This is a genomic window from Microbacterium sp. Ld4, from assembly GCF_045066555.1.
In the GTDB taxonomy this organism is placed as follows: domain Bacteria; phylum Actinomycetota; class Actinomycetes; order Actinomycetales; family Microbacteriaceae; genus Microbacterium.
In genome coordinates, this window is record NZ_JBISHE010000013.1 from 309838 (window position 1) to 327927 (window position 18090).

Consider the following 18090-nt stretch of genomic DNA (forward strand, 5'->3'; position numbering starts at 1 on the left):
TCAGTCCGTCGCGGACACCGCGATGGAGGCCGTGCCGTCGGGGAGGATCGTGATCTTCCCCGTGATGAAGAACGGCACCTCCTCTTCGACGTCGAAGACGCTGCCGTCGAAGAGCGACCGGATCTGCACGTCGATCTTCGCGACCGCCTGGGTGCGGGTGATCGCCCACGCCGCGCCGTCGGGTTCGAGGGTGACCACCGGCTTCTCGGTGATCGACCAGCTCGGCGGCTCGACGATGCGATTGCGCACGTAGTAGCCGAACGGGCATCCGGTGGGCTGGAGCACCTTCTGCGTCGCGCAGCCGTCGAGGAACTCGTCGACCTCGCTCTGCACGACCTCGACGAACTTCTTCGTCGGTTCGGCCTGGAACGAGACCGGGACCGCGGCGAGCGGCGCGTCGGCGAGCACAGCGACGCCGGGGCTCTCGGTCGTCGCCGTGTCGACGGTGATCGAGTAGAGCCCGGGCGAGAACGCCAGCATCGACACCGGCGCCAGCGGATCGGCATCCATCCCGTCGGGGGAGACCTGCCTCTTGTCGATCGCGAACCCGTTCACGTCGAACTCCATCGACCCGCGGACGGCGAGCTCGATGACGGCCAGCGGGCTCTCGGCGAAGCGCCAGGTCGGCGCGAGGCCGACGCGTCCCTCCCGCTCGACCTCGAACGTCGTGGTGCCCTGGTGCCCGCCGACGCGGTACGCCACCGTCACGGCCGTCGTCTCGTCGGCATCCGCCTTCTCGGAGACGACCTCGATGTCGGTCAGGGGCGCGAGGGTCTCGGGCCGCAGCAGCGCGCCGCTCGCCGAGTCGGACAGTCCGGCCGCGGCGAGCTCGTCGGAGTCGGCGTACACGCCGGGAACGAGCATCGCGTCGGCCGCGCGACCGTCGGAGAGCAGCTCGAGGTAGCGGAGCACGAAAGCGGTCGGACTGTAGAGCTGCTGGTACAGCACGCCCGTCGTGGCACCGAGTGCGCCGACGAACAGCACGCCCACCACGGCGAGGGCCGTCAGGTCGAAGGCGAGCTTGCGGCGGTGACGGGGGCCGGCGACGGCCGCGGTCCGCGTGAGGGGTACGTCGGATGCCGGAGCGTCATCGACGCCACCATCCCCCCCGATGCGTTGCACTCGTTCAGTCTAGGAAAGCCCGGCTGATAGCTAGCATGGTTCCGGTGAGCGCGCCGACCCTGTCACCCGAGCAGGAAGCGCTGTTCCGCCTCATCGAGGACACCCGCGAGCACGTCTTCGTCACGGGTCGGGCGGGTACGGGCAAGTCGACGCTCCTCCAGCACCTCGCGTGGAACACCGAGAAGCAGATCGCCGTGTGCGCACCGACGGGCGTCGCCGCGCTGAATGTCGAGGGGCAGACGATCCATTCGCTGTTCCGCCTTCCGATCGGGCTGATCGCCGACAGCGAGCTCGAGCAGTCCGACGCGACCCGCAAGATCCTCAACGCGATCGACACCCTCGTGATCGACGAGATCTCGATGGTCAACGCCGACGTCATGGACGGCATCGACCGGTCGCTGCGGCAGGCCCGTCGCCGCCGCTCCGAGCCGTTCGGCGGCGTGCAGGTCGTCATGTTCGGTGACCCGTACCAGCTCTCGCCCGTTCCTCCGCGCGGTGACGAGCTGAGGTACATCCAGGACCACTACCGGTCGTTCTGGTTCTTCGACGCGCAGGTGTGGGCGGGTCCGCGAGCGGATGCCGGGGCGATCCGCTCCGACGGCCTGCTCGACCTGGGCCGCGTCGGGGCGCCCCTGCACATCGCCGAGCTGCGCGACATCCACCGTCAGTCCGACGACGCCTTCAAGGCGATGCTCAACGCGGTGCGGCACGGGATCGTGACCGCCGACATCGCCGACGCGCTCAACGCCGCGGGCTCGCGGAAGCCGCCCGAAGCCCTCGAGGGCGAGGTGCCGATCATCACCCTCGCCACCCGCAACGACATCGTCGCGCGCATCAACCAGCGGCACCTCGACTCGCTGCCCGGGCCCGCCCAGACGGCGCGCGCCGAGATCAGCGGCGACTTCGGCCGCGGCGACTCCTCATACCCCGCGGAGCCCGAGCTGCAGCTCAAGGTGGGCGCGCAGGTCATGTTCCTCCGCAACGACATCGGCGGTTTCGGGGGAGACGGGCCGCGATGGGTCAACGGTTCGATCGGCACCGTGACCCGCATCGCCGGCGCCAGCGTGCGCGTCGAACTCGACGGGGAGGAGCACGACGTCGAGCCGGCGGTGTGGGAGAAGTTCCGGTACGCCTACGACCCCGGCACCCGCAAGCTCACCCGCGAGATCGTCGCGGAGTACACGCAGTTCCCGCTCCGGCTGGCCTGGGCGGTCACGATCCACAAGTCGCAGGGCAAGACCTACGACCGGGCGATCGTCGATCTCGGCACGGGCGCGTTCGCCCCGGGTCAGACCTATGTCGCGCTATCGAGGCTGACCTCGCTCGAAGGCCTCTACCTGTCGCGGCCACTGCGACCGGCCGACATCCTGGTCGACCGTGACGTGCGCCGGTTCATGGCCGGCGTCCGGGCCGCGCGCGGCGACTGAGTCAGGCGGCGGCGCGCGCCTTCGCCTCGGCGAGATCGACGAACAGCTCGGTGTTGAACCGGTAGGCCAGCAGCACCTCGTCGATCACCCGCTCGCGCTCTGCGGCATCCCACGGCGCGGCGTCGAGCTGCTCGCGGTAGACGTCCTTGAACGCCGCGGGATCGGCGATCTCCTCGAAGATGTAGAAGCCGATGCCATTGGTCTCGAAGCCGAACTGGCGGGCGAGGATCTTCCCGATGAACTGCCCGCCCGAGAGATCGCCGAGGTACCGCGTGTAGTGATGGGCGACGAACCCGCCGGGCCAGTCTGCGCCGACCTCGGCGATGCGGGCGGTGTAGGCGGCGGTCGTGGCGAGTGGTTCGATGGCGGCCCGCCAGTGGTCGCCGATGAGGAACTCGAGATCGGCCTCCAGCGCGGGCAGGCGAGTGAGCTTGGCACTGACGAACGGGGCCGCGACCGGGTCGCCGGCCATCCGCTCCGCGGCCGCTTCGAGGGCCGCATAGATGAACCAGTGCTGGGCCACGAGGGCCACGTAGTCGTCACGGGAGCCCTTGCCCCTCATGAGGTCGGTCATGAAGCCGGCGCCCTCACTCGACGAGTGGGCGCCCGAGGAGCGCTCTTTGACGACGACGGAGAACGGCGTGGGCTCGGACATGTCGCCGAGCGTACAGTAAGGCTCAGCTAACCTGAAGGTCTCCGGTGCAGAAGATCACCCGGATCGCTGAGTTCGCCGGGGCGTTCCGCGCGCGGCTCAGTGGGGTCGGGGCTCGACGCCCAGACGCGCGCACGCGGCGTCGTACAGGGCGACGATCTCGCGCCGGACGGCGGGGCGCTCGGCGATAGGGCCGCCCGGCCACGGCACACGGAGCACCTCTTCGACGCCCTCGGCGGTGACGATGTGCCACTGGCCCGCGTCGCCGTCGAACGTCGTCATGGTGGAGATGAGCACATCGGGGAACGGCGAGAAGGCGCGGGCGATCAGCAGATTGTCGTCACGATGGTCGTCGTTCATGTGCGTGAGCACCGCGGAGACCACGGCGTCGTCGAAAACGTGAGCCATGGCGTCAGCCTAAGTCGCGCTGCGCAGGCGGCAGGCGGCCGATGTGCTGTAATCGAAGCAAGCATTACTACGGGGGTGATCGGCGCGTGGGTCGACGAGGCGCAAGGCGAATGATCGCCGCGGTGGCAGCATTCGGACTCGCGCTCGGTTTGGCGGCGTGCTCGCCCGAACCCGCGGTCATCGACCTCGGCATCGACCAGATCGACGCCCCGTTCGGCGACGAGGTGCAGTCGCAGCTGGCCGCCGCCACCGATGCGGCCGTCGCCGCGACCGGCTCGACCGGCGCGATCGTCGGCGTCTACGCGCCGTGGGCGGGTCAGTGGGTCGCAGGGGTCGGCACCGTCTCGCCGGGTGGCGCCGCCACCGACGCGGGCCTCACCTTCAAGGCGACCGCAGTCACGCGGTCGATGACCTGCGACGTCCTCTATGCCCTCGTCGACAACGGCACGGTCGAGCTCGACGACACGGTGACGGAATGGCTCGACACCTACCCGAACGTGGCCGACATCACGCTCGAGCAGCTGTGCGACAGCACGAGCGGCCTCCACGCCTACATGGGCGAGATCCAGTCTCGGCTGATCGCCAACCCCGAGCGGGTCTGGAACCCTCGTGAGATCGCGGCCTACGGGCTCGCACAGGACCGTACGAGCGATCCGGGCGCGCGATTCCGCGACTCGGACACCGGCTACGTCATGCTCGGCATCGTGCTCGAGCGGGCGTCCGGGCGCACGATGAGCGAGCTGTACCGCGAGTACGTGTTCGAGCCGCTCGGCATGACCGGCAGCTCGTTCCCCTCGGCAGCCGGAGACGGCGCCGACTGGCTCGGCGGCTTCTACTCCACGAACGAGGACGGCAAGCCGAACTGCGCCGCGCCGCGCGACCTGACGTCGCTCTCACCGAGCGCCGGAGGCGCGGCATCCGGTGTCGTCTCGACCGTCGGCGACCTGGCCACCTACGTCCGGGCACTCGCCACCGGCGCGCGGTCGTACGACGCCGACACCCGCTTCGCCGATGCGCGCCCGACCGGCGAGGACCAGCCCACGTGGTTCACCTCCGACGGCGGCACGTACCAGGCCGGATCGCTCATCGGCCAGCACGGCAATCTCCCCGGGTACATGACGGCGGCCTATGCCGACCGCGAGACCGGGATGACCGTCGTCGTCGTGCTCAACAACTCGCGCGCGTCGAACGCCGTCTCCCGCCTGCTCGCATGGCAGCTCGCCGCGATCGCGTCGAAGGCGCCGGCCGCAGAGGGGCGCACCGCACCCGAGATCGGTCTGCCCTGGACGGCCGAGAGCCTCGCCGACCAGGTGCAGTCGCTGGCCATTTGCGGCGACTGATCGGCCCGCCCCGGCGGGGTGGCGGCATCACAGCAGATCGATGAGCCGTTCGAGGTCGCCCGGCCGCGTCGTGGCGTGCACGGAGATCCGGATTCTGTCGTCGTCGTGGGCGGTGACGCGGATCCCCGCCTTGCGCAGCCGCGCCGCGACGTCGGGGGCGCCCTTCGCGCGGACGACCACGATTCCCGCACGGTCCTCGGGACGCTCCGGGGAGAGCACTGCACGGCCCGAGGAGCGCAGCGCGCCGTCGAGCGCGCCGACCAGCGTCGCGATGCGCGCCTCGATCGCGCTGATCCCGGTGCCCGCGATGAGGTCGAGCGCTGCGGCGAACGCCGTCGCCGCATAGGCCGAGTCGTTCGTCATCGACATCGGAGCCGCGCCGCCCGAGACGGGGTGCGGTGACCCGTCGTAGCGGGCGGGATGCTGCACGCCCGACCACCCGGTCAGGCGGGGTTCGAGCCGGTCGACCGCGCGTTCGGAGAGCACGATCATCCCGGTGCCCCATCCGGCACGGAGCCATTTCTGGCCGCCGGCGACGACGGCATCCGCGTGCGGCCAGGACAGATCGACGGCTCCGGCGGCCTGGATCGCATCGACGATCAGAAGGCGGTCGCCGATGACCTCCCGGATGCCGGCGAGGTCGGCGCGGAACCCGGTTCGGAAGTCGACGGCGCTCACCGCGACCGCGTGCGTCTCGGGTCGCAGCGCGTCCGCGACGCGGTCGGGCGTGACGGGGTCGAGGAGGCTGCCGGGGAGAGAGCGCACGTGCACGCGTCCGCTCTGGGCGGCTCGCCACCATGCGTAGAGGTGCGCCGGGAACTCGCCGTCCGAGAGAAGCACCTCGCCGCCGGGGACGCCGAACGCGATGTGGAAGAGGCCGAGAGAGGTGCTGCCGGTCAGGGCGATGCGCTCGGCGGGCGCCCCGGTCACGCGGCTCGCCGACGCGACAGCGGCTGACACGGCGGCGCGCTCATCGACGCCGTCTGCCGTCATCGAGGCCTGCCAGGCGTTCTGCACGGCGGACGCGACGGCGGTCGACGGAGGGGAGAACCGCGCGAAGTCGAGATATCCGGGCGTCTCCGGGAAGTTCGCCAGGTAGGCGCCGAGGGCACCGGCGTCTGCCATCGAGTGTTTCGCGGGTGTGAACAATTGCCGCCCTCCGGTGACGATCGGGTCACATCGACCTCACCGAGCCGACGCATTGAGTAGAACAGATGCAACCCATTGGTGCAATTGCACATTGCACATTGCACGGTGATGTTGTTACATGGACGTCACTCGTGCGACGACGCAGGAGGAAGAGGAAGGTTCATCGATGACCACCACGAGGAGAAGGCTCGCCGGCGCTCTCGCCGCAGGAGCCGTTGTCTCACTGGCCATGACCGCGTGCGCCGGCGGCGGAGGCCCGCAGTCGCAGGAAAGCGGATCCGGTGGCGACCCCCAGCAGGGCGGCACGGTCCACATGCTGCAGAACTCGGACTTCTCGTACCTCGACCCGGCCCGCGGCTGGGATGGCGGCGTGAACGCGTTCTACCGACTGATCTACCGCGGCCTCACGATGCAGGCAGCTGGTGACGCGACCGACCCGAACGCGATCGTCCCCGACCTCGCGACCGACCTCGGCACCCCCTCCGACGACGGCCTCACGTGGACCTACACGCTGAAGGACGACATCTTCTTCGACAACGGCGACCCGATCACCTCCGCCGAGATGGAGTTCGGCATCTCCCGGGCGTGGGACCCGCAGATCGGCATCGGCTCCCCGTACCTCAAGAGCGTCATCGACGCTCCGGCCGACTACCAGGGCCCCTACGCCTCCGGCGACCTTCCGACGATCGAGACACCCGACGAGAAGACCATCGTCTTCCACCTCAAGGCGCCGTTCCCCGAGTTCGACAACGTCCTCGCTCAGCCCAACGCCGTCCCGTTCCCCGTCGGATCGGGCGGCGGCGACGAGTTCATCAACGACATCATCGCGTCGGGGCCGTACACCCTCGACACCTACACCCCCGGCAGCACCATCACGCTGGCGCGCAACGAGCACTGGGAGGCCGAGTCGGACGACGTCCGCAAGGCCTATCCCGACGGCTGGCAGTTCGACATCGGCATCGACCCGGCCACGATCGACGAGCGCATGATCGCCGGTCAGGGCGACGACCAGAACGCGATCGCCAGCAAGATCAGCGGAGCGACCCTCCCGCGCATCCAGACCCCGCAGCTCAAGGACCGCGCGATCACCGCTCCCGCCTACTGCACGACCTACATGTCGATGAACACCTCGAAGGCGCCGTTCGACGACGTCCGCGTCCGTCAGGCCGTGAACTACGCGATCGACCGCTCGAGCCTGCAGAACGCATCGGGCGGCAACCAGCTCGCCGACGTCGCCACGACGATCATCCCGCCGTCGGTCAACGGCCACGCCGACTTCGATCTGTACCCCTCCGAGGGCAACACGGGCGACGTCGACGCCGCGAAGGCGCTCCTCGACGAGGCCGGGCTCGGCGACGGATTCGAGTTCACGCTCGACATCCGCACCCAGCCCACCGCGCAGGCGCAGGCCGAGGCGATCCAGCAGGCGCTGGAGCGCATCGGGGCGACCGTGAAGCTCAACGTGATCGACACGTCGATCTACTACGAGACGATCGCGACGCCGTCGCAGCAGAACGACGCGGCCATCACCGGCTGGTGCCCCGACTGGGCGTCGAGCGCGAGCACGTTCATCCCGCCGCTGTTCGACGGGGCCATGATCACCGACAAGGGCAACCAGAACCTCGCCCAGCTCGATGATCCCGCCGTCAACGAGCGCATCGCGGAGATCCGCTCGATGACCGACATCGACGCCGCCAACGAGGCCTGGGGCGAGCTCGACGAGCAGATCATGGAGCTCGCTCCGATCGCGCCGCTCGTGTTCGAGAACGGCATCTTCCTGCCGGGCGCGAACATCGCCGGATACATCCCGAACACGTCCATGACCGATCTCACGATCGTCGGTCTCAAGGACCCCGCGAAGGGCTGACATGACCTTCACCTCGACCACCATCCAGGTCGAGGCCACGCCGGGCGGTGATTCCACACTCGATGAGTCCCTGGAATCCCGCCCGGCCTCTGGCCGGAAGCTGCTCCGAGGCTTTCTCACCGACATCCCCGCGATGCTGTCGCTCGGCTACATCGTGCTCGTCCTGCTCATGGCGATCTTCGCGCCGCTGATCGTCCTGATCAGCGGCTGGGGACCGTACACGTTCGATCAGACGGCGATCGACCCGAACATGGGCGCGATCCCGATCGGACCCTTCGGCGGCATCAGCGCCCAGCACTGGTTCGGCGTCGAGCCCGGCAGCGGACGCGACATCTTCGCCCGCATCGTCTACGGCGCGCGGGTGTCGATGACGGTCGCGCTCTCGGCCACGCTGCTCACCACGGTCCTCGGCGTCGTGTTCGGCATGCTCGCCGGCTACCTCGGCGGCTGGGTCGACACGATCATCTCGCGGGTCATGGAGTTCCTCATGGCCTTCCCCGCCCTGATCTTCATGATCGCGATCCTCTCGGCCCTCCCGGCCGACAACCGCGTCTTCCTGCTCGTGATGGTCATCTCGCTCTTCGGGTGGCCCTACCTCGCCCGCATCGTGCGCTCCCAGACCATGTCGCTCAAAGAGCGCGAGTTCGTCGAGTCGGCGCGTGCCTCGGGCGCCTCGAGCATCCAGATCATCTTCCGCGAGATCCTCCCGAACCTGTCGTCGACGATCATCGTCATGGCGACGCTCGCCGTGCCGGGCTACGTCGGCACCGAAGCCGGGCTCTCCTTCCTGGGCGTCGGCGTCGTCCCCCCGACGCCCAGCTGGGGCCAGATGATCGCCGCCGCGGCATCCTGGTACGCGGTCGACCCGATGTACTTCATCATCCCGGGCGCGTTCCTGTTCCTCCTCGTGCTCTCGTTCACGACGCTGGGCGACCGCATCCGCTCGCTCGTGGGCAGCGCGGAGGTGCGGGCATGACGCGCTTCTTCATCGCCCGGATCACGGGAATGGTCATCGTGCTGTTCCTCGTCACCCTCTTCACCTTCGTGATCTTCTTCGTCCTCTCGCCCGACCCGGCGGTGCAGATCTGCGGCAAGAACTGCAGCCCCGACCGCATCGACCAGATCCGGCTGAACCTCGGGCTCGACCAGCCGTTCCTGACCCAGTTCTGGACCTATCTCTCGGGCCTGTTCGTCGGTCGCGAGTACGAGATCGCCGGCGCGACCGTGTCGTGCGGGGCGCCCTGCCTCGGCTACTCGTTCCAGACCGGTCAGCTCGTGGGCGACATGATCGTGCAGCGGCTGCCGATCTCGGCGACCGTCGCGATCGGCGCCGCGGTGCTGTGGCTCGTCGGCGGCGTTCTCGGCGGCGTGCTCAGCGCGGTCCGCGAGGGGAGGCTCACCGACCGGGTGTTCGCCGGCCTCACCCTCGGGTCGATGTCGATCCCGAACTACGTGCTCGCGCTGGCGCTGCAGTTCGTGCTCGTCGTCTCGCTCGGCTGGCTGCCGTTCCCCCAGGCCGTCCCGTTCGGCGACGACCCGGTGCAGTGGTTCCTGAACTTCCTGATGCCGTGGATCGTCCTCGCGGTCGGCTACGCGGCGGTCTACACGCGCCTCACCCGCGCCAACGTGATCGACACCCTGCAGGAGAACTTCGTGCGCACGGCCCACGCCAAGGGGCTCCGCCCCGGCCTGGTGTGGCGACGTCACGCGCTCCGGCCCGCTCTCACGCCGATCGTCACCATCTTCGGCATGGACGTCGCGGGGCTCCTCGGCGGCGCGGTGATCACCGAGACCGTGTTCGGCCTCAACGGCGTCGGAAAGCTGACCGCCGACTCGATCTCGGCGAACGACCAGCCCGTGATCATGGCGGTGACGCTGCTGTCGGCCTTCTTCGTCATCGTCGGCAACCTCGTGGTCGACCTCCTCTACGCGGCGATCGATCCGCGCGTCCGAACGGCGGCACGAGTATGAGCGGGGGGCACGGCATGACCGAGCGGATGCCGGTGGCGGCACCGACAGGCGCGGGCGACCTCCTGCGCGTCGACGACCTCTCGGTGGAGTTCCGCACCGCGGGCGGCGTCGCGCGGGTCGTAGACGACCTCTCGTTCGCGGTGCCGCGGGGCGGTGCCCTCGGCATCGTCGGCGAGTCGGGATCGGGCAAGTCGATGACGAGCCTCGCGATCATGGGGCTCCTCCCCAAGGGCGGCGCGGCGACGGGATCGGTGTCGTTCGACGGTCGTGACCTGCTGACGCTGCCCGGGCGCGAGATGCGTCAGGTGCGCGGTGACCGGATCGCGATGATCTTCCAGGACCCGCTGTCGTCGCTCAACCCGTACTACACGGTGGGCACGCAGATCGCGGAGGCCTACCTCTCGCACCGCTCCGGCGTCTCGAAGAAGGCCGCCCGCCGGGTGGCGATCGAGGCGATGGAGCGGGTGCACATCCGCGACGCCGCGAACCGCGTCGACCACTATCCGCACCAGTTCTCGGGCGGGATGCGTCAGCGCATCATGATCGCGATGGCCCTCAGCATGGAGCCGGAGCTGATCATCGCCGACGAGCCGACGACCGCGCTCGACGTGACGGTGCAGGCGCAGATCCTCGATCTGCTCGCCGAGATCCGCCGCGATACCGGCGCGGGCCTGATCCTGATCACCCACGACCTCGCGGTCGTGAGCGAGGTCACCGAGCAGATCGTCGTCATGCGGGGCGGACGCCTCGTCGAGCGCGGCTCGGTCGAGGACGTCTTCAGCGACCCGCAGGAGGAGTACACACGACGCCTGCTCGACGCCGTCCCACGCATCGACGACACGATCGGCGAACTCCGGACGACCGCCATCCCGGTCGTCTCGGACGAGGAGGAGAACGCATGACGACGCCCACCCCGATCCTGCGCGCGACGGGACTCGTGAAGGAGTTCACCAGCTCGGGCGGCTCGATGTTCGCCCGCGGACGCCGCTTCCGCGCCGTCGACGACGTGAGCTTCGAGATCGAGCGCGGCGAGACCCTCGCCCTCGTCGGCGAGTCGGGCTCGGGCAAGTCGACGGCGGCGCGCCTGGTCGCCCGGCTGATGGACGCGACCGCGGGCACCGTCGAGTTCGAGGGGCGTGATGTGACCGCCCTCCACGGCCGCGACCTGCACTCCTTCCGCAGCGACGTGCAGGTCATCTTCCAGGACCCGTTCTCCTCGCTGAATCCCAAGCACACGGTGGAGCGGCTCGTCACCGCCCCGCTGCGGTATCAGGGGCGCACGGTGCCCGGCGGGGCTCGCGCATTCACCCGTCAGCTCATGGACCGCGTGGGGCTCAACCCCGACCACTCCGACCGGTACCCGGCGCAGTTCTCGGGTGGACAGGCCCAGCGCATCGGGATCGCACGCGCCCTCGCCGTCGGCCCGAAGCTCGTGATCTGCGACGAGGCGGTGTCGGCGCTCGACGTCTCGGTACAGGCCCAGGTGATCAACCTGCTGACCACGCTGCAGCGCGACGAGGGCTTCGCCTACCTCTTCATCGCGCACGACCTCGCCGTCGTCCGGCAGATCGCGACCCGCATCGCCGTGATGAGCAGCGGGTCGATCGTCGAGACCGGCGACCGCGACCAGGTCTTCCAGTCGCCGCAGCACGAGTACACCCGTACGCTGCTCGCGGCGGTGCCCCGCATCAACCCCGAGTGGGACCGTCGGCGTCGAGCCGCAGAGGAGGCCCGGCGTCAGGCGGCCGCACCGGCGGCATCCGGGGCGACGCACACCGACGACACCGAGGCGGAAGCATCATGACCACCGAGTACCACCTGCCCGGCGTCCGCGTATCGGAGCAGCGCATCGAGGTGCCGCTGGACTGGTCGGGCGTCGTGCCCGGCACGATCGAGCTGCTCGTCCGAGAGCTCGTCGACCCTGACCGGGCGCACGACGACCTCCCGCTGCTCGCCTACCTGCAGGGCGGTCCGGGCGGCGCCAATCCCCGCCCGCTGCGCCGCGACGGCTGGATCGACGAGGCGCTCCGCGACTACCGCGTCGTGCTCGTCGACCAGCGGGGGACGGGCGGCAGCACACCGCTCGAGGCGGTCGATCTGGCAGATCTGGATGCCGAGGCGGGCGCCGACCTGCTCGCACTCCACCGCGCCGACTCGATCGTCCGCGATCTCGAGCATGTGCGCACGGCGGTCTTCGCCGGGCGCCGCTGGGCGACGCTCGGTCAGAGCTACGGCGGCTTCTTGACGCTGACCTACCTCTCGCAGTCGCCGGAGGCGTTGACCGCCTGCTACGTCTGCGGAGGGATCCCCGGCACGCCGCCGCGCGCCGCCGAGGTCTATGCGCGGACGTTCGACCGGGTCGCCGCGAAGACCGCCGAGCTCTACCGGCGCTACCCCGGCGACGCCGTCGCCGTCGCGGCCATCGCCGACCGGCTTGCGGAGGGCGATGTGCTGCTCCCCGACGGTGACGTGCTGACGGTGCGGCGGTTCCAGTCGCTCGGGATCGACCTCGGCATGAAGCCCGGATACGAGCGGCTGCACTGGCTGATCGAGAAGGCGTTCGCGAGGCCGGGCAGGTTGTCGGCGGGCTTCCTCGCCGATGTGCTCGCCCTCAGCGCGAGCGCCGGCAACCCCCTGTTCTGGACCCTGCAGGAATCCATCTACGCCGACCAGGCGAGCGGAGCCACGGCGTGGGCGGCGCAGGTCGAACGCGATCGACGGCCCGCGTTCGACGAGTCGCAGCGACCGCTGCTGTTCACCGGCGAGATGGCGTTCCCGTGGATGTTCGACGAGGTGCGACTGCTCCGCGGGTTCCGCGGCGCCGTGCACGCACTCGCCGCCCGCGCCGAATCCGGCCCGCTGTACGACGCCGACCGGCTCGCCGCGAGCGACGTGCCGCTCGCGGCAGCGGTGTACTTCGACGACATGTACGTCGACGCCGGCCTGCAGCTCGACACGCTCTCGCGGGTCGGCAACGCCCAGTCCTGGGTGACGAACGAGTTCGAGCACGACGGCATCGGGTCGGGACGCACCTTCACGCGTCTGCGCGAACTGGTGCGCGATCGAGGAGGAGAGAAGCGATGACCACCCCCACCCCGTCCGGCCGTCCGCCGTTCGCCGGAACGCGCTACCCGCGGCTCGCGCAGGTGCCCGCCTTCACCGCTTTCGTCTCCGAGGGCTGGGACGACGTCGCGACGCAGCCGTCGCTGCCGCCGGGCACCGCCGGCGCGGCATCCGCTCACCGGCGCCGACTCAGCGACGCGCTGCCGGGGCAGACCCTCGTCGCCGCCGCCGGGCACGCCCCGGTGCGCAACGACGACGCCCACTACGGCTTCCGCGCCGACAGCAGCTTCGTCTGGCTGACCGGATGCCAGGCGGAGGGCGCCGTGCTCGTCCTGTGGGCCGCGCCCGGCGGCCACGACGCCGTGCTCTACCTGTCGCCGCCGTTCCGCCCCGGCGACACGGGCTTCTTCGCCGACGCCAACCACGGCGAGCTGTGGGTGGGGCCCTCCGCCGGGCTCCCCGAATGGGCGGAGGCGCTCGGCATCGACGTCGAGCCGCTCAGCGCGCTCGACGCCCGCCGCGCCGACCTGCACGGAGCCGCCGCGGCGCGGTCTGCGGCCGCGGTCGTGGACGGCACGGGCGCCGCTGTCTCCGCCGAGCTCGAGCGCACGCTCTCGCGCCTGCGGATGATCAAGGACGACTGGGAGATCGGTCAGCTCCGTGAGGCGATCGACGCGACCGTCGCCGGGTTCGCCGCCGTCGTCGCCGAAGTGCCCCGTGCCATCGCCGACGGTCTCGGCGAAAGGTGGCTGCAGGGCACATTCGACCGTCACGCCCGCACGTTCGGCAACGGCCCGGGGTACTCGACGATCGTGGGCTCGGGAGCGCACGCGCCGATCCTGCACTGGGTCCGTTGCGATGGCGACATCGTGCCGGATGCCGCACTGCTTCTCGACATGGGGGTCGAGGCCCGCTCGCTCTACACGGCCGACGTCACGCGGACGGTCCCCGCGAGCGGGACGTTCTCGCCGGCTCAGCGCGAGGTCCACGACCTCGTTGAGAAGGCGCACCGTGCCGGGCTCGACCGGGTCCGGCCCGGAGTCGAGTACCTCGACTTCCACTTCGCGGCGATGGAGGTCGTCGCCCAGGGCCTCCACGACTGGGGCCTCCTCCCGGTGTCGGTCGACGAAGCTCTCTCGCCCGCCGGGCAGCAGCACCGCCGCTACCTCGCGTGCGGCATCGGGCACCACCTCGGTCTCGACGTGCACGACTGCAGCCAGGCGCACTACGAGGACTACATGGGCGCCGCGCTCGAGCCGGGCGTGGTGATGACGGTCGAGCCGGGACTCTACTTCCACGCCCACGACCTGACCCTCCCGCCGGAGCTGCGCGGGATCGGCGTGCGCCTCGAAGACGACATCCTCGTGACCGGGTCGGGGTCGGAGGTGCTCTCGGACGCGCTTCCGATCGCGGCCGCCGAGGTCGAGGCCTGGACGCAGCACCACCTGGCGACCGCGCGATGAGGGCGGCCGAACCCCGCGCGATCCCCTTCCCGCTCGGCGACGTGCGCCTCGGCGATGACAGCGTGTTCGTGCGGGCGCGGGACCAGATGCTGCACCTCGCCCGCGTGTACCCCGTCGACCGGCTGCTCGCCGTCTTCCGCGCCAACGCCGGACTCGACACGCGCGGCGCGGCGGCGCCCGGCTCGTGGGAGGACTTCGGCCACCCGGCCGAGGAGCCTTGGGGCGAGCACGACTACCCGGGTCGCGAGGGTGCGCAGACGGCGAACCTGCTGCGCGGGCACTACGCCGGCCACTTCCTCTCGATGCTCGCCCTCGCGGCGGCGTCCGAGCGAGACGCCGCCCTCCACGCCAAGGTCGACGAGATGGTCGCCGGTCTCGCCGAGGTGCAGGCGGCGCTCGCCGCGACGGGCCGCTACTCGCATCCCGGGTTCCTCGCCGCGTACGGCGAATGGCAGTTCTTCCGCCTGGAGCACTTCGCGCCCTACGGCGAGATCTGGGCGCCCTATTACACCTGCCACAAGATCATGGCCGGGCTGCTCGACGCGCACGAGCTCACCGGCAGCGCGCAGGCGCTCGAGGTCGTCGTGGCGATGGGCCACTGGGTCGCCTCTCGCCTCGAACGCCTCGACCACGACCGGCGCCAGCGGATGTGGGCGCTCTACATCGCGGGCGAGTTCGGCGGGATGAACGAGACGCTCGCCCGCCTCAGCGTCGTCGCGGACGAGCCGCGCCTGCTCGCGGCGGCGCGCCTGTTCGATCAGGAGACGGTGCTGGATGCCGGGGCGTCGGGCCGCGACATCCTTGACGGGATGCACGCGAACCAGCATCTGCCGCAGCTGATCGGCTACGTCCACGAGTACGAGCTGACCGGTGACCGGCGATACCTTGACGCCGCGGTCGGCATCTTCGACCAGGTCGTCCCCGGTCGCATGTACGCGCACGGCGGCACCGGCGAGAGCGAGCTGTGGGGGCCCGCGCGCACCGTCGCCGGAGACATCGGCCAGCGGAACGCCGAGACGTGCGCCACCTACAACCTGCTGAAGCTCGCGCGACTGCTGTTCGGCCACACGCTCGAGCCGCGGTTCATGGACTACGTCGAGCGCGGGCTCCACAACCACATCCTCGGGTCGCGGCGCGACATCACCTCCGACGTCAGCCCCGAGGTGACCTACATGTTCCCCGTGCACGCGGGGGCGCTGCCTGAGTTCGACAACATCGGCACGTGCTGCGGCGGCACCGGGCTCGAGAACCACGTGAAGCATCACGACGCCGTGTTCTTCCGTGGTGCCGGCGACGCGGCCGAGCTGTGGGTGAACCTGTACACCCCCGCCGAGCTCGACTGGCGTGACCGCGGCGTGCGGGTGACCCTCGAGACCGATCAGCCCTTCGGCGAGAGCGTGCGGCTGTCGATCGTCACGGTCGACGGCGGCCCGGTGCGGCTCGCCGTGCACCTGCGCGCCCCCTCGTGGCTCGCCGGCCCGATGGACGCCCTGATCGACGGTGCGCCCGTGACCACGGATGCCGCGGCGGCCGGGTACCTCACGATCGACCGCGAGTGGCGTTCGGGTGAGACTCTGACGCTCCGGCTCCCGGCGGTGCTGCGTGCCGACGGCGCGCTCGACGACCCCACGCTGCAGAGCGTCTCGTTCGGGCCGAGCGTCCTGGTCGCGAGGGCCGCCGACACGACGACCCTCGCGCGGCCGCTGCGACGGCAGACGCGACCGGGAGGGTCGCTGGTCGCCGAAGATCCCGACCCCGGCGCCGCGCTGCGGGCCACGGGGAAGGTCGGCCTCGCCGGTCTGCGGTACGAACCGGTCTGGAACGGCTCGGCCGAGCGGTACCACCTCTACGTCCGCGCCGAAGATCCCACGCTCGGCTTCGCGGGCCTCGACACCGGCGTGCCCGCTCGTCGCAGGGACGACGGCTCGACCCTGCTCGACGACCTCTGGCGGCATCCCTCGCCCGGCGACTCCGCAGCGCTCACCCGCCGACTCGCCGACGTGCTCACCGCCGGCATCGACGAGGCGCTCCTGACCGGCACCGAGGCGCGACGGGTGATGACCGCCGCGCAGGAGCTGAGAGGTGGTGCGGATGCCGACCGGGTCGCCGCTGCGTTCCTCGCCGCAACCGAGGCCATCCCGGATGTCGCCCTGCCGCCGCGCGCCGACCTGATCGTCTCCCCACCGCCGGCGGCCTCGGGCTGGTTCACCGAGCGCCCTCAGGTCGAGGTGCGCGCGCCCGGCGCCGCCCGCGTCGAGTGGCGCATCGGCGACGGGCCGTGGGCCGAGTACCGGCATCCGGTGGTCGTCGAGGCCGAAGGGATCGTCCGGGTCGAGGCCCGCGCCTTCGACGGCGCGGGGCGCGCCGTCCCCTCCGCCCGGGAGATCTCGGTCGACACGAGCCCGCCGGTGAGCAGCGCACGGGTGAAGCGGCTGGGGGCGAGCGTCGAGATCACGCTCACGGCCGCCGACGAAGTGTCGGGGGTCGAGAGCATCCGCTGGGAGGGGGAGGGCACGTTCTGGGCCACCTTCCAAGAGGCCTTCGTACGCGCGTTGACCGATGACGAGCAGATCATCGAGTTCGCAGCCGTCGACCGCGCGGGCAATGAGGAGAACCGGCAGCGATTGGTCCTACCGCCTCGAACCGAAACCGCACTACCATTGCAATTGCACTCAACATCGGCGAGTGAGACCGCCAGATCGGAGAACGACTCATGACCGAACGCAAGCCGTGGCACGGGGTCAACCTCGCCACGACCCTCCCGTTCCACGACGACCTGTCGGTCGACTTCGACGCCTACGCCGAGCTCGTGCGCTTCACGACGTCCCACGGCGTCACCGGCATCATCCCGAACGGATCGCTCGGCGAGTACCAGACACTCACCGACGACGAGCGCAAGCAGGTCTTCCTGACGGCGGTCGAGGCCGCTCCGGCCGGCACCGCGGTGATCCCGGGTGTCGGCGCCTACGGTGCGCTCGAGAGTGTGCGGTTCACCGAGCACGCGGCCGAGAACGGCGCTCCGGCGGTCATGCTGCTGCCCCCGAACGCCTACCGCGCGAGCGACGACGAAGTCGTCGACCACTACCGTCGCGTCGCGGCCGTGGGCCTGCCGATCCTCGCCTACAACAACCCCATCGACACGAAGGTCGACCTCCGCCCCGACCTGCTCGCCCGTCTCTTCCACGAGGGGCTCATCGTCTCGGTCAAGGAGTTCTCGGGCGACGTCCGTCACGCCTTCGAGATCCGCGAGCTCGCTCCGGGTCTCGACATCTCGATCGGCTCCGACGACGTCGTCTTCGAGCTCGGCATCAACGGCGCCGTCGGCTGGGTCGCCGGCTACCCCAACGCGATCCCCGCCGCGACCGTGGAGCTGTACACGCTGTCGACGTCAGGCGACCCGCAGGACTGGGTGAAGGCGCGCGCGATCTACCGCGACCTGCATCCGCTGCTCCGCTGGGACTCGAAGACCTGGTTCGTGCAGGCGATCAAGCTGTCGCAGCAGGTGGCCGGCGTGCTCACCAACACCACCACGCGCCCGCCGCGGCTCCCGCTCCCCGGCGACGTGGCCGCGCGTATCATCGCCGACACCGAAGCGGTGCTGTCCAAGGGCTACCGCTGATCCGGCGCC

At 70.4% G+C, this 18090-nt stretch carries 15 protein-coding genes; 11 read left to right on the plus strand and 4 right to left on the minus strand.

Going from position 1 to position 18090, the window contains the following annotated elements:
* The gene (locus tag ACJJV7_RS12160) at positions 1–1113 is read right to left on the minus strand and encodes a hypothetical protein (protein ID WP_405374941.1); all 1113 of its coding nucleotides are present in this window, start codon (positions 1111–1113) and stop codon (positions 1–3) included.
* Positions 1114–1157: 44 nt separating this feature from the next.
* On the opposite strand from ACJJV7_RS12160, the gene ACJJV7_RS12165 reads away from it, so the two are divergent.
* On the plus strand, positions 1158–2549 hold the full coding sequence (locus ACJJV7_RS12165; protein ID WP_405374380.1) for an ATP-dependent RecD-like DNA helicase: 1392 nt from the start codon (positions 1158–1160) through the stop codon (positions 2547–2549).
* A gap of 1 nt (position 2550) precedes the next feature.
* Here ACJJV7_RS12165 and ACJJV7_RS12170 read toward each other — a convergent pair whose 3' ends face one another.
* Both ACJJV7_RS12170 and ACJJV7_RS12175 read right to left on the minus strand, forming a co-directional pair.
* Positions 2551–3204, minus strand: coding sequence for a heme oxygenase (biliverdin-producing) (locus ACJJV7_RS12170; protein WP_405374378.1), 654 nt, complete (start codon positions 3202–3204; stop codon positions 2551–2553).
* A gap of 96 nt (positions 3205–3300) precedes the next feature.
* Positions 3301–3609 (minus strand): DUF2470 domain-containing protein, encoded by a 309-nt coding sequence (locus tag ACJJV7_RS12175; protein ID WP_405374376.1) that lies wholly within the window; start codon positions 3607–3609, stop codon positions 3301–3303.
* A gap of 122 nt (positions 3610–3731) precedes the next feature.
* Between ACJJV7_RS12175 and ACJJV7_RS12180 the strand changes: the two genes are divergently transcribed.
* The gene (locus ACJJV7_RS12180; protein ID WP_405374374.1) at positions 3732–4949 is read left to right on the plus strand and encodes a serine hydrolase domain-containing protein; all 1218 of its coding nucleotides are present in this window, start codon (positions 3732–3734) and stop codon (positions 4947–4949) included.
* A gap of 27 nt (positions 4950–4976) precedes the next feature.
* Here ACJJV7_RS12180 and ACJJV7_RS12185 read toward each other — a convergent pair whose 3' ends face one another.
* Entirely contained in the window at positions 4977–6074 is a 1098-nt protein-coding gene (locus ACJJV7_RS12185) for an aminotransferase class V-fold PLP-dependent enzyme (protein WP_405374372.1), read from the minus strand.
* Between the two features lie 190 nt (positions 6075–6264).
* Here ACJJV7_RS12185 and ACJJV7_RS12190 point away from each other — a divergent pair, with 190 nt between their 5' ends.
* Genes ACJJV7_RS12190 through ACJJV7_RS12230 form a run of 9 tightly spaced genes read left to right on the plus strand, consistent with a single transcriptional unit; the run spans position 6265 to position 18081 of the window.
* On the plus strand, positions 6265–7965 hold the full coding sequence (locus ACJJV7_RS12190; protein ID WP_405374370.1) for an ABC transporter substrate-binding protein: 1701 nt from the start codon (positions 6265–6267) through the stop codon (positions 7963–7965).
* Between the two features lies 1 nt (position 7966).
* Positions 7967–8941, plus strand: a complete 975-nt coding sequence (locus ACJJV7_RS12195) for an ABC transporter permease (protein ID WP_405374368.1) — start codon at positions 7967–7969, stop codon at positions 8939–8941.
* Positions 8938–9936 carry an ABC transporter permease gene (locus ACJJV7_RS12200; RefSeq protein WP_405374366.1) on the plus strand — a complete coding sequence of 333 codons (999 nt, stop codon included), beginning with the start codon at positions 8938–8940 and terminating at the stop codon, positions 9934–9936. Before ACJJV7_RS12195 ends, ACJJV7_RS12200 begins: the two co-directional genes overlap by 4 nt.
* Positions 9937–9950: 14 nt before the next feature.
* Positions 9951–10838, plus strand: a complete 888-nt coding sequence (locus ACJJV7_RS12205) for an ABC transporter ATP-binding protein (RefSeq protein ID WP_405374364.1) — start codon at positions 9951–9953, stop codon at positions 10836–10838.
* Complete coding sequence (locus ACJJV7_RS12210) at positions 10835–11740, plus strand: ATP-binding cassette domain-containing protein (RefSeq protein WP_405374362.1); 906 nt, start codon at positions 10835–10837, stop codon at positions 11738–11740. The genes ACJJV7_RS12205 and ACJJV7_RS12210 overlap by 4 nt, the downstream gene beginning before the upstream one ends.
* Complete coding sequence (locus ACJJV7_RS12215) at positions 11737–13020, plus strand: alpha/beta fold hydrolase (RefSeq protein ID WP_405374360.1); 1284 nt, start codon at positions 11737–11739, stop codon at positions 13018–13020. Before ACJJV7_RS12210 ends, ACJJV7_RS12215 begins: the two co-directional genes overlap by 4 nt.
* Positions 13017–14462: an aminopeptidase P family protein gene (locus ACJJV7_RS12220; protein WP_405374358.1), complete on the plus strand. Its 1446-nt coding sequence runs from the start codon at positions 13017–13019 to the stop codon at positions 14460–14462. The genes ACJJV7_RS12215 and ACJJV7_RS12220 overlap by 4 nt, the downstream gene beginning before the upstream one ends.
* Complete coding sequence (locus tag ACJJV7_RS12225) at positions 14459–17179, plus strand: beta-L-arabinofuranosidase domain-containing protein (protein ID WP_405374356.1); 2721 nt, start codon at positions 14459–14461, stop codon at positions 17177–17179. The genes ACJJV7_RS12220 and ACJJV7_RS12225 overlap by 4 nt, the downstream gene beginning before the upstream one ends.
* On the plus strand, positions 17176–18081 hold the full coding sequence (locus ACJJV7_RS12230; protein ID WP_405374354.1) for a dihydrodipicolinate synthase family protein: 906 nt from the start codon (positions 17176–17178) through the stop codon (positions 18079–18081). Before ACJJV7_RS12225 ends, ACJJV7_RS12230 begins: the two co-directional genes overlap by 4 nt.
* The last annotated feature ends 9 nt before the right edge of the window (positions 18082–18090 follow it).

What these genes read in the sequence shown, in the direction of transcription:
- ACJJV7_RS12185 (WP_405374372.1), bottom strand. Translation starts at nt 6,074, where the DNA reads ATGGCAGACGCCGGTGCCCTCGGCGCCTACCTGGCGAACTTCCCGGAG.
- ACJJV7_RS12210 (WP_405374362.1), top strand. Translation starts at nt 10,835, where the DNA reads ATGACGACGCCCACCCCGATCCTGCGCGCGACGGGACTCGTGAAGGAG.
- ACJJV7_RS12200 (WP_405374366.1), top strand. Translation starts at nt 8,938, where the DNA reads ATGACGCGCTTCTTCATCGCCCGGATCACGGGAATGGTCATCGTGCTG.
- ACJJV7_RS12230 (WP_405374354.1), top strand. Translation starts at nt 17,176, where the DNA reads ATGACCGAACGCAAGCCGTGGCACGGGGTCAACCTCGCCACGACCCTC.
- ACJJV7_RS12165 (WP_405374380.1), top strand. Translation starts at nt 1,158, where the DNA reads ATGGTTCCGGTGAGCGCGCCGACCCTGTCACCCGAGCAGGAAGCGCTG.
- ACJJV7_RS12190 (WP_405374370.1), top strand. Translation starts at nt 6,265, where the DNA reads ATGACCACCACGAGGAGAAGGCTCGCCGGCGCTCTCGCCGCAGGAGCC.
- ACJJV7_RS12225 (WP_405374356.1), top strand. Translation starts at nt 14,459, where the DNA reads ATGAGGGCGGCCGAACCCCGCGCGATCCCCTTCCCGCTCGGCGACGTG.
- ACJJV7_RS12175 (WP_405374376.1), bottom strand. Translation starts at nt 3,609, where the DNA reads ATGGCTCACGTTTTCGACGACGCCGTGGTCTCCGCGGTGCTCACGCAC.
- ACJJV7_RS12215 (WP_405374360.1), top strand. Translation starts at nt 11,737, where the DNA reads ATGACCACCGAGTACCACCTGCCCGGCGTCCGCGTATCGGAGCAGCGC.
- ACJJV7_RS12195 (WP_405374368.1), top strand. Translation starts at nt 7,967, where the DNA reads ATGACCTTCACCTCGACCACCATCCAGGTCGAGGCCACGCCGGGCGGT.
- ACJJV7_RS12220 (WP_405374358.1), top strand. Translation starts at nt 13,017, where the DNA reads ATGACCACCCCCACCCCGTCCGGCCGTCCGCCGTTCGCCGGAACGCGC.
- ACJJV7_RS12170 (WP_405374378.1), bottom strand. Translation starts at nt 3,204, where the DNA reads ATGTCCGAGCCCACGCCGTTCTCCGTCGTCGTCAAAGAGCGCTCCTCG.
- ACJJV7_RS12205 (WP_405374364.1), top strand. Translation starts at nt 9,951, where the DNA reads ATGACCGAGCGGATGCCGGTGGCGGCACCGACAGGCGCGGGCGACCTC.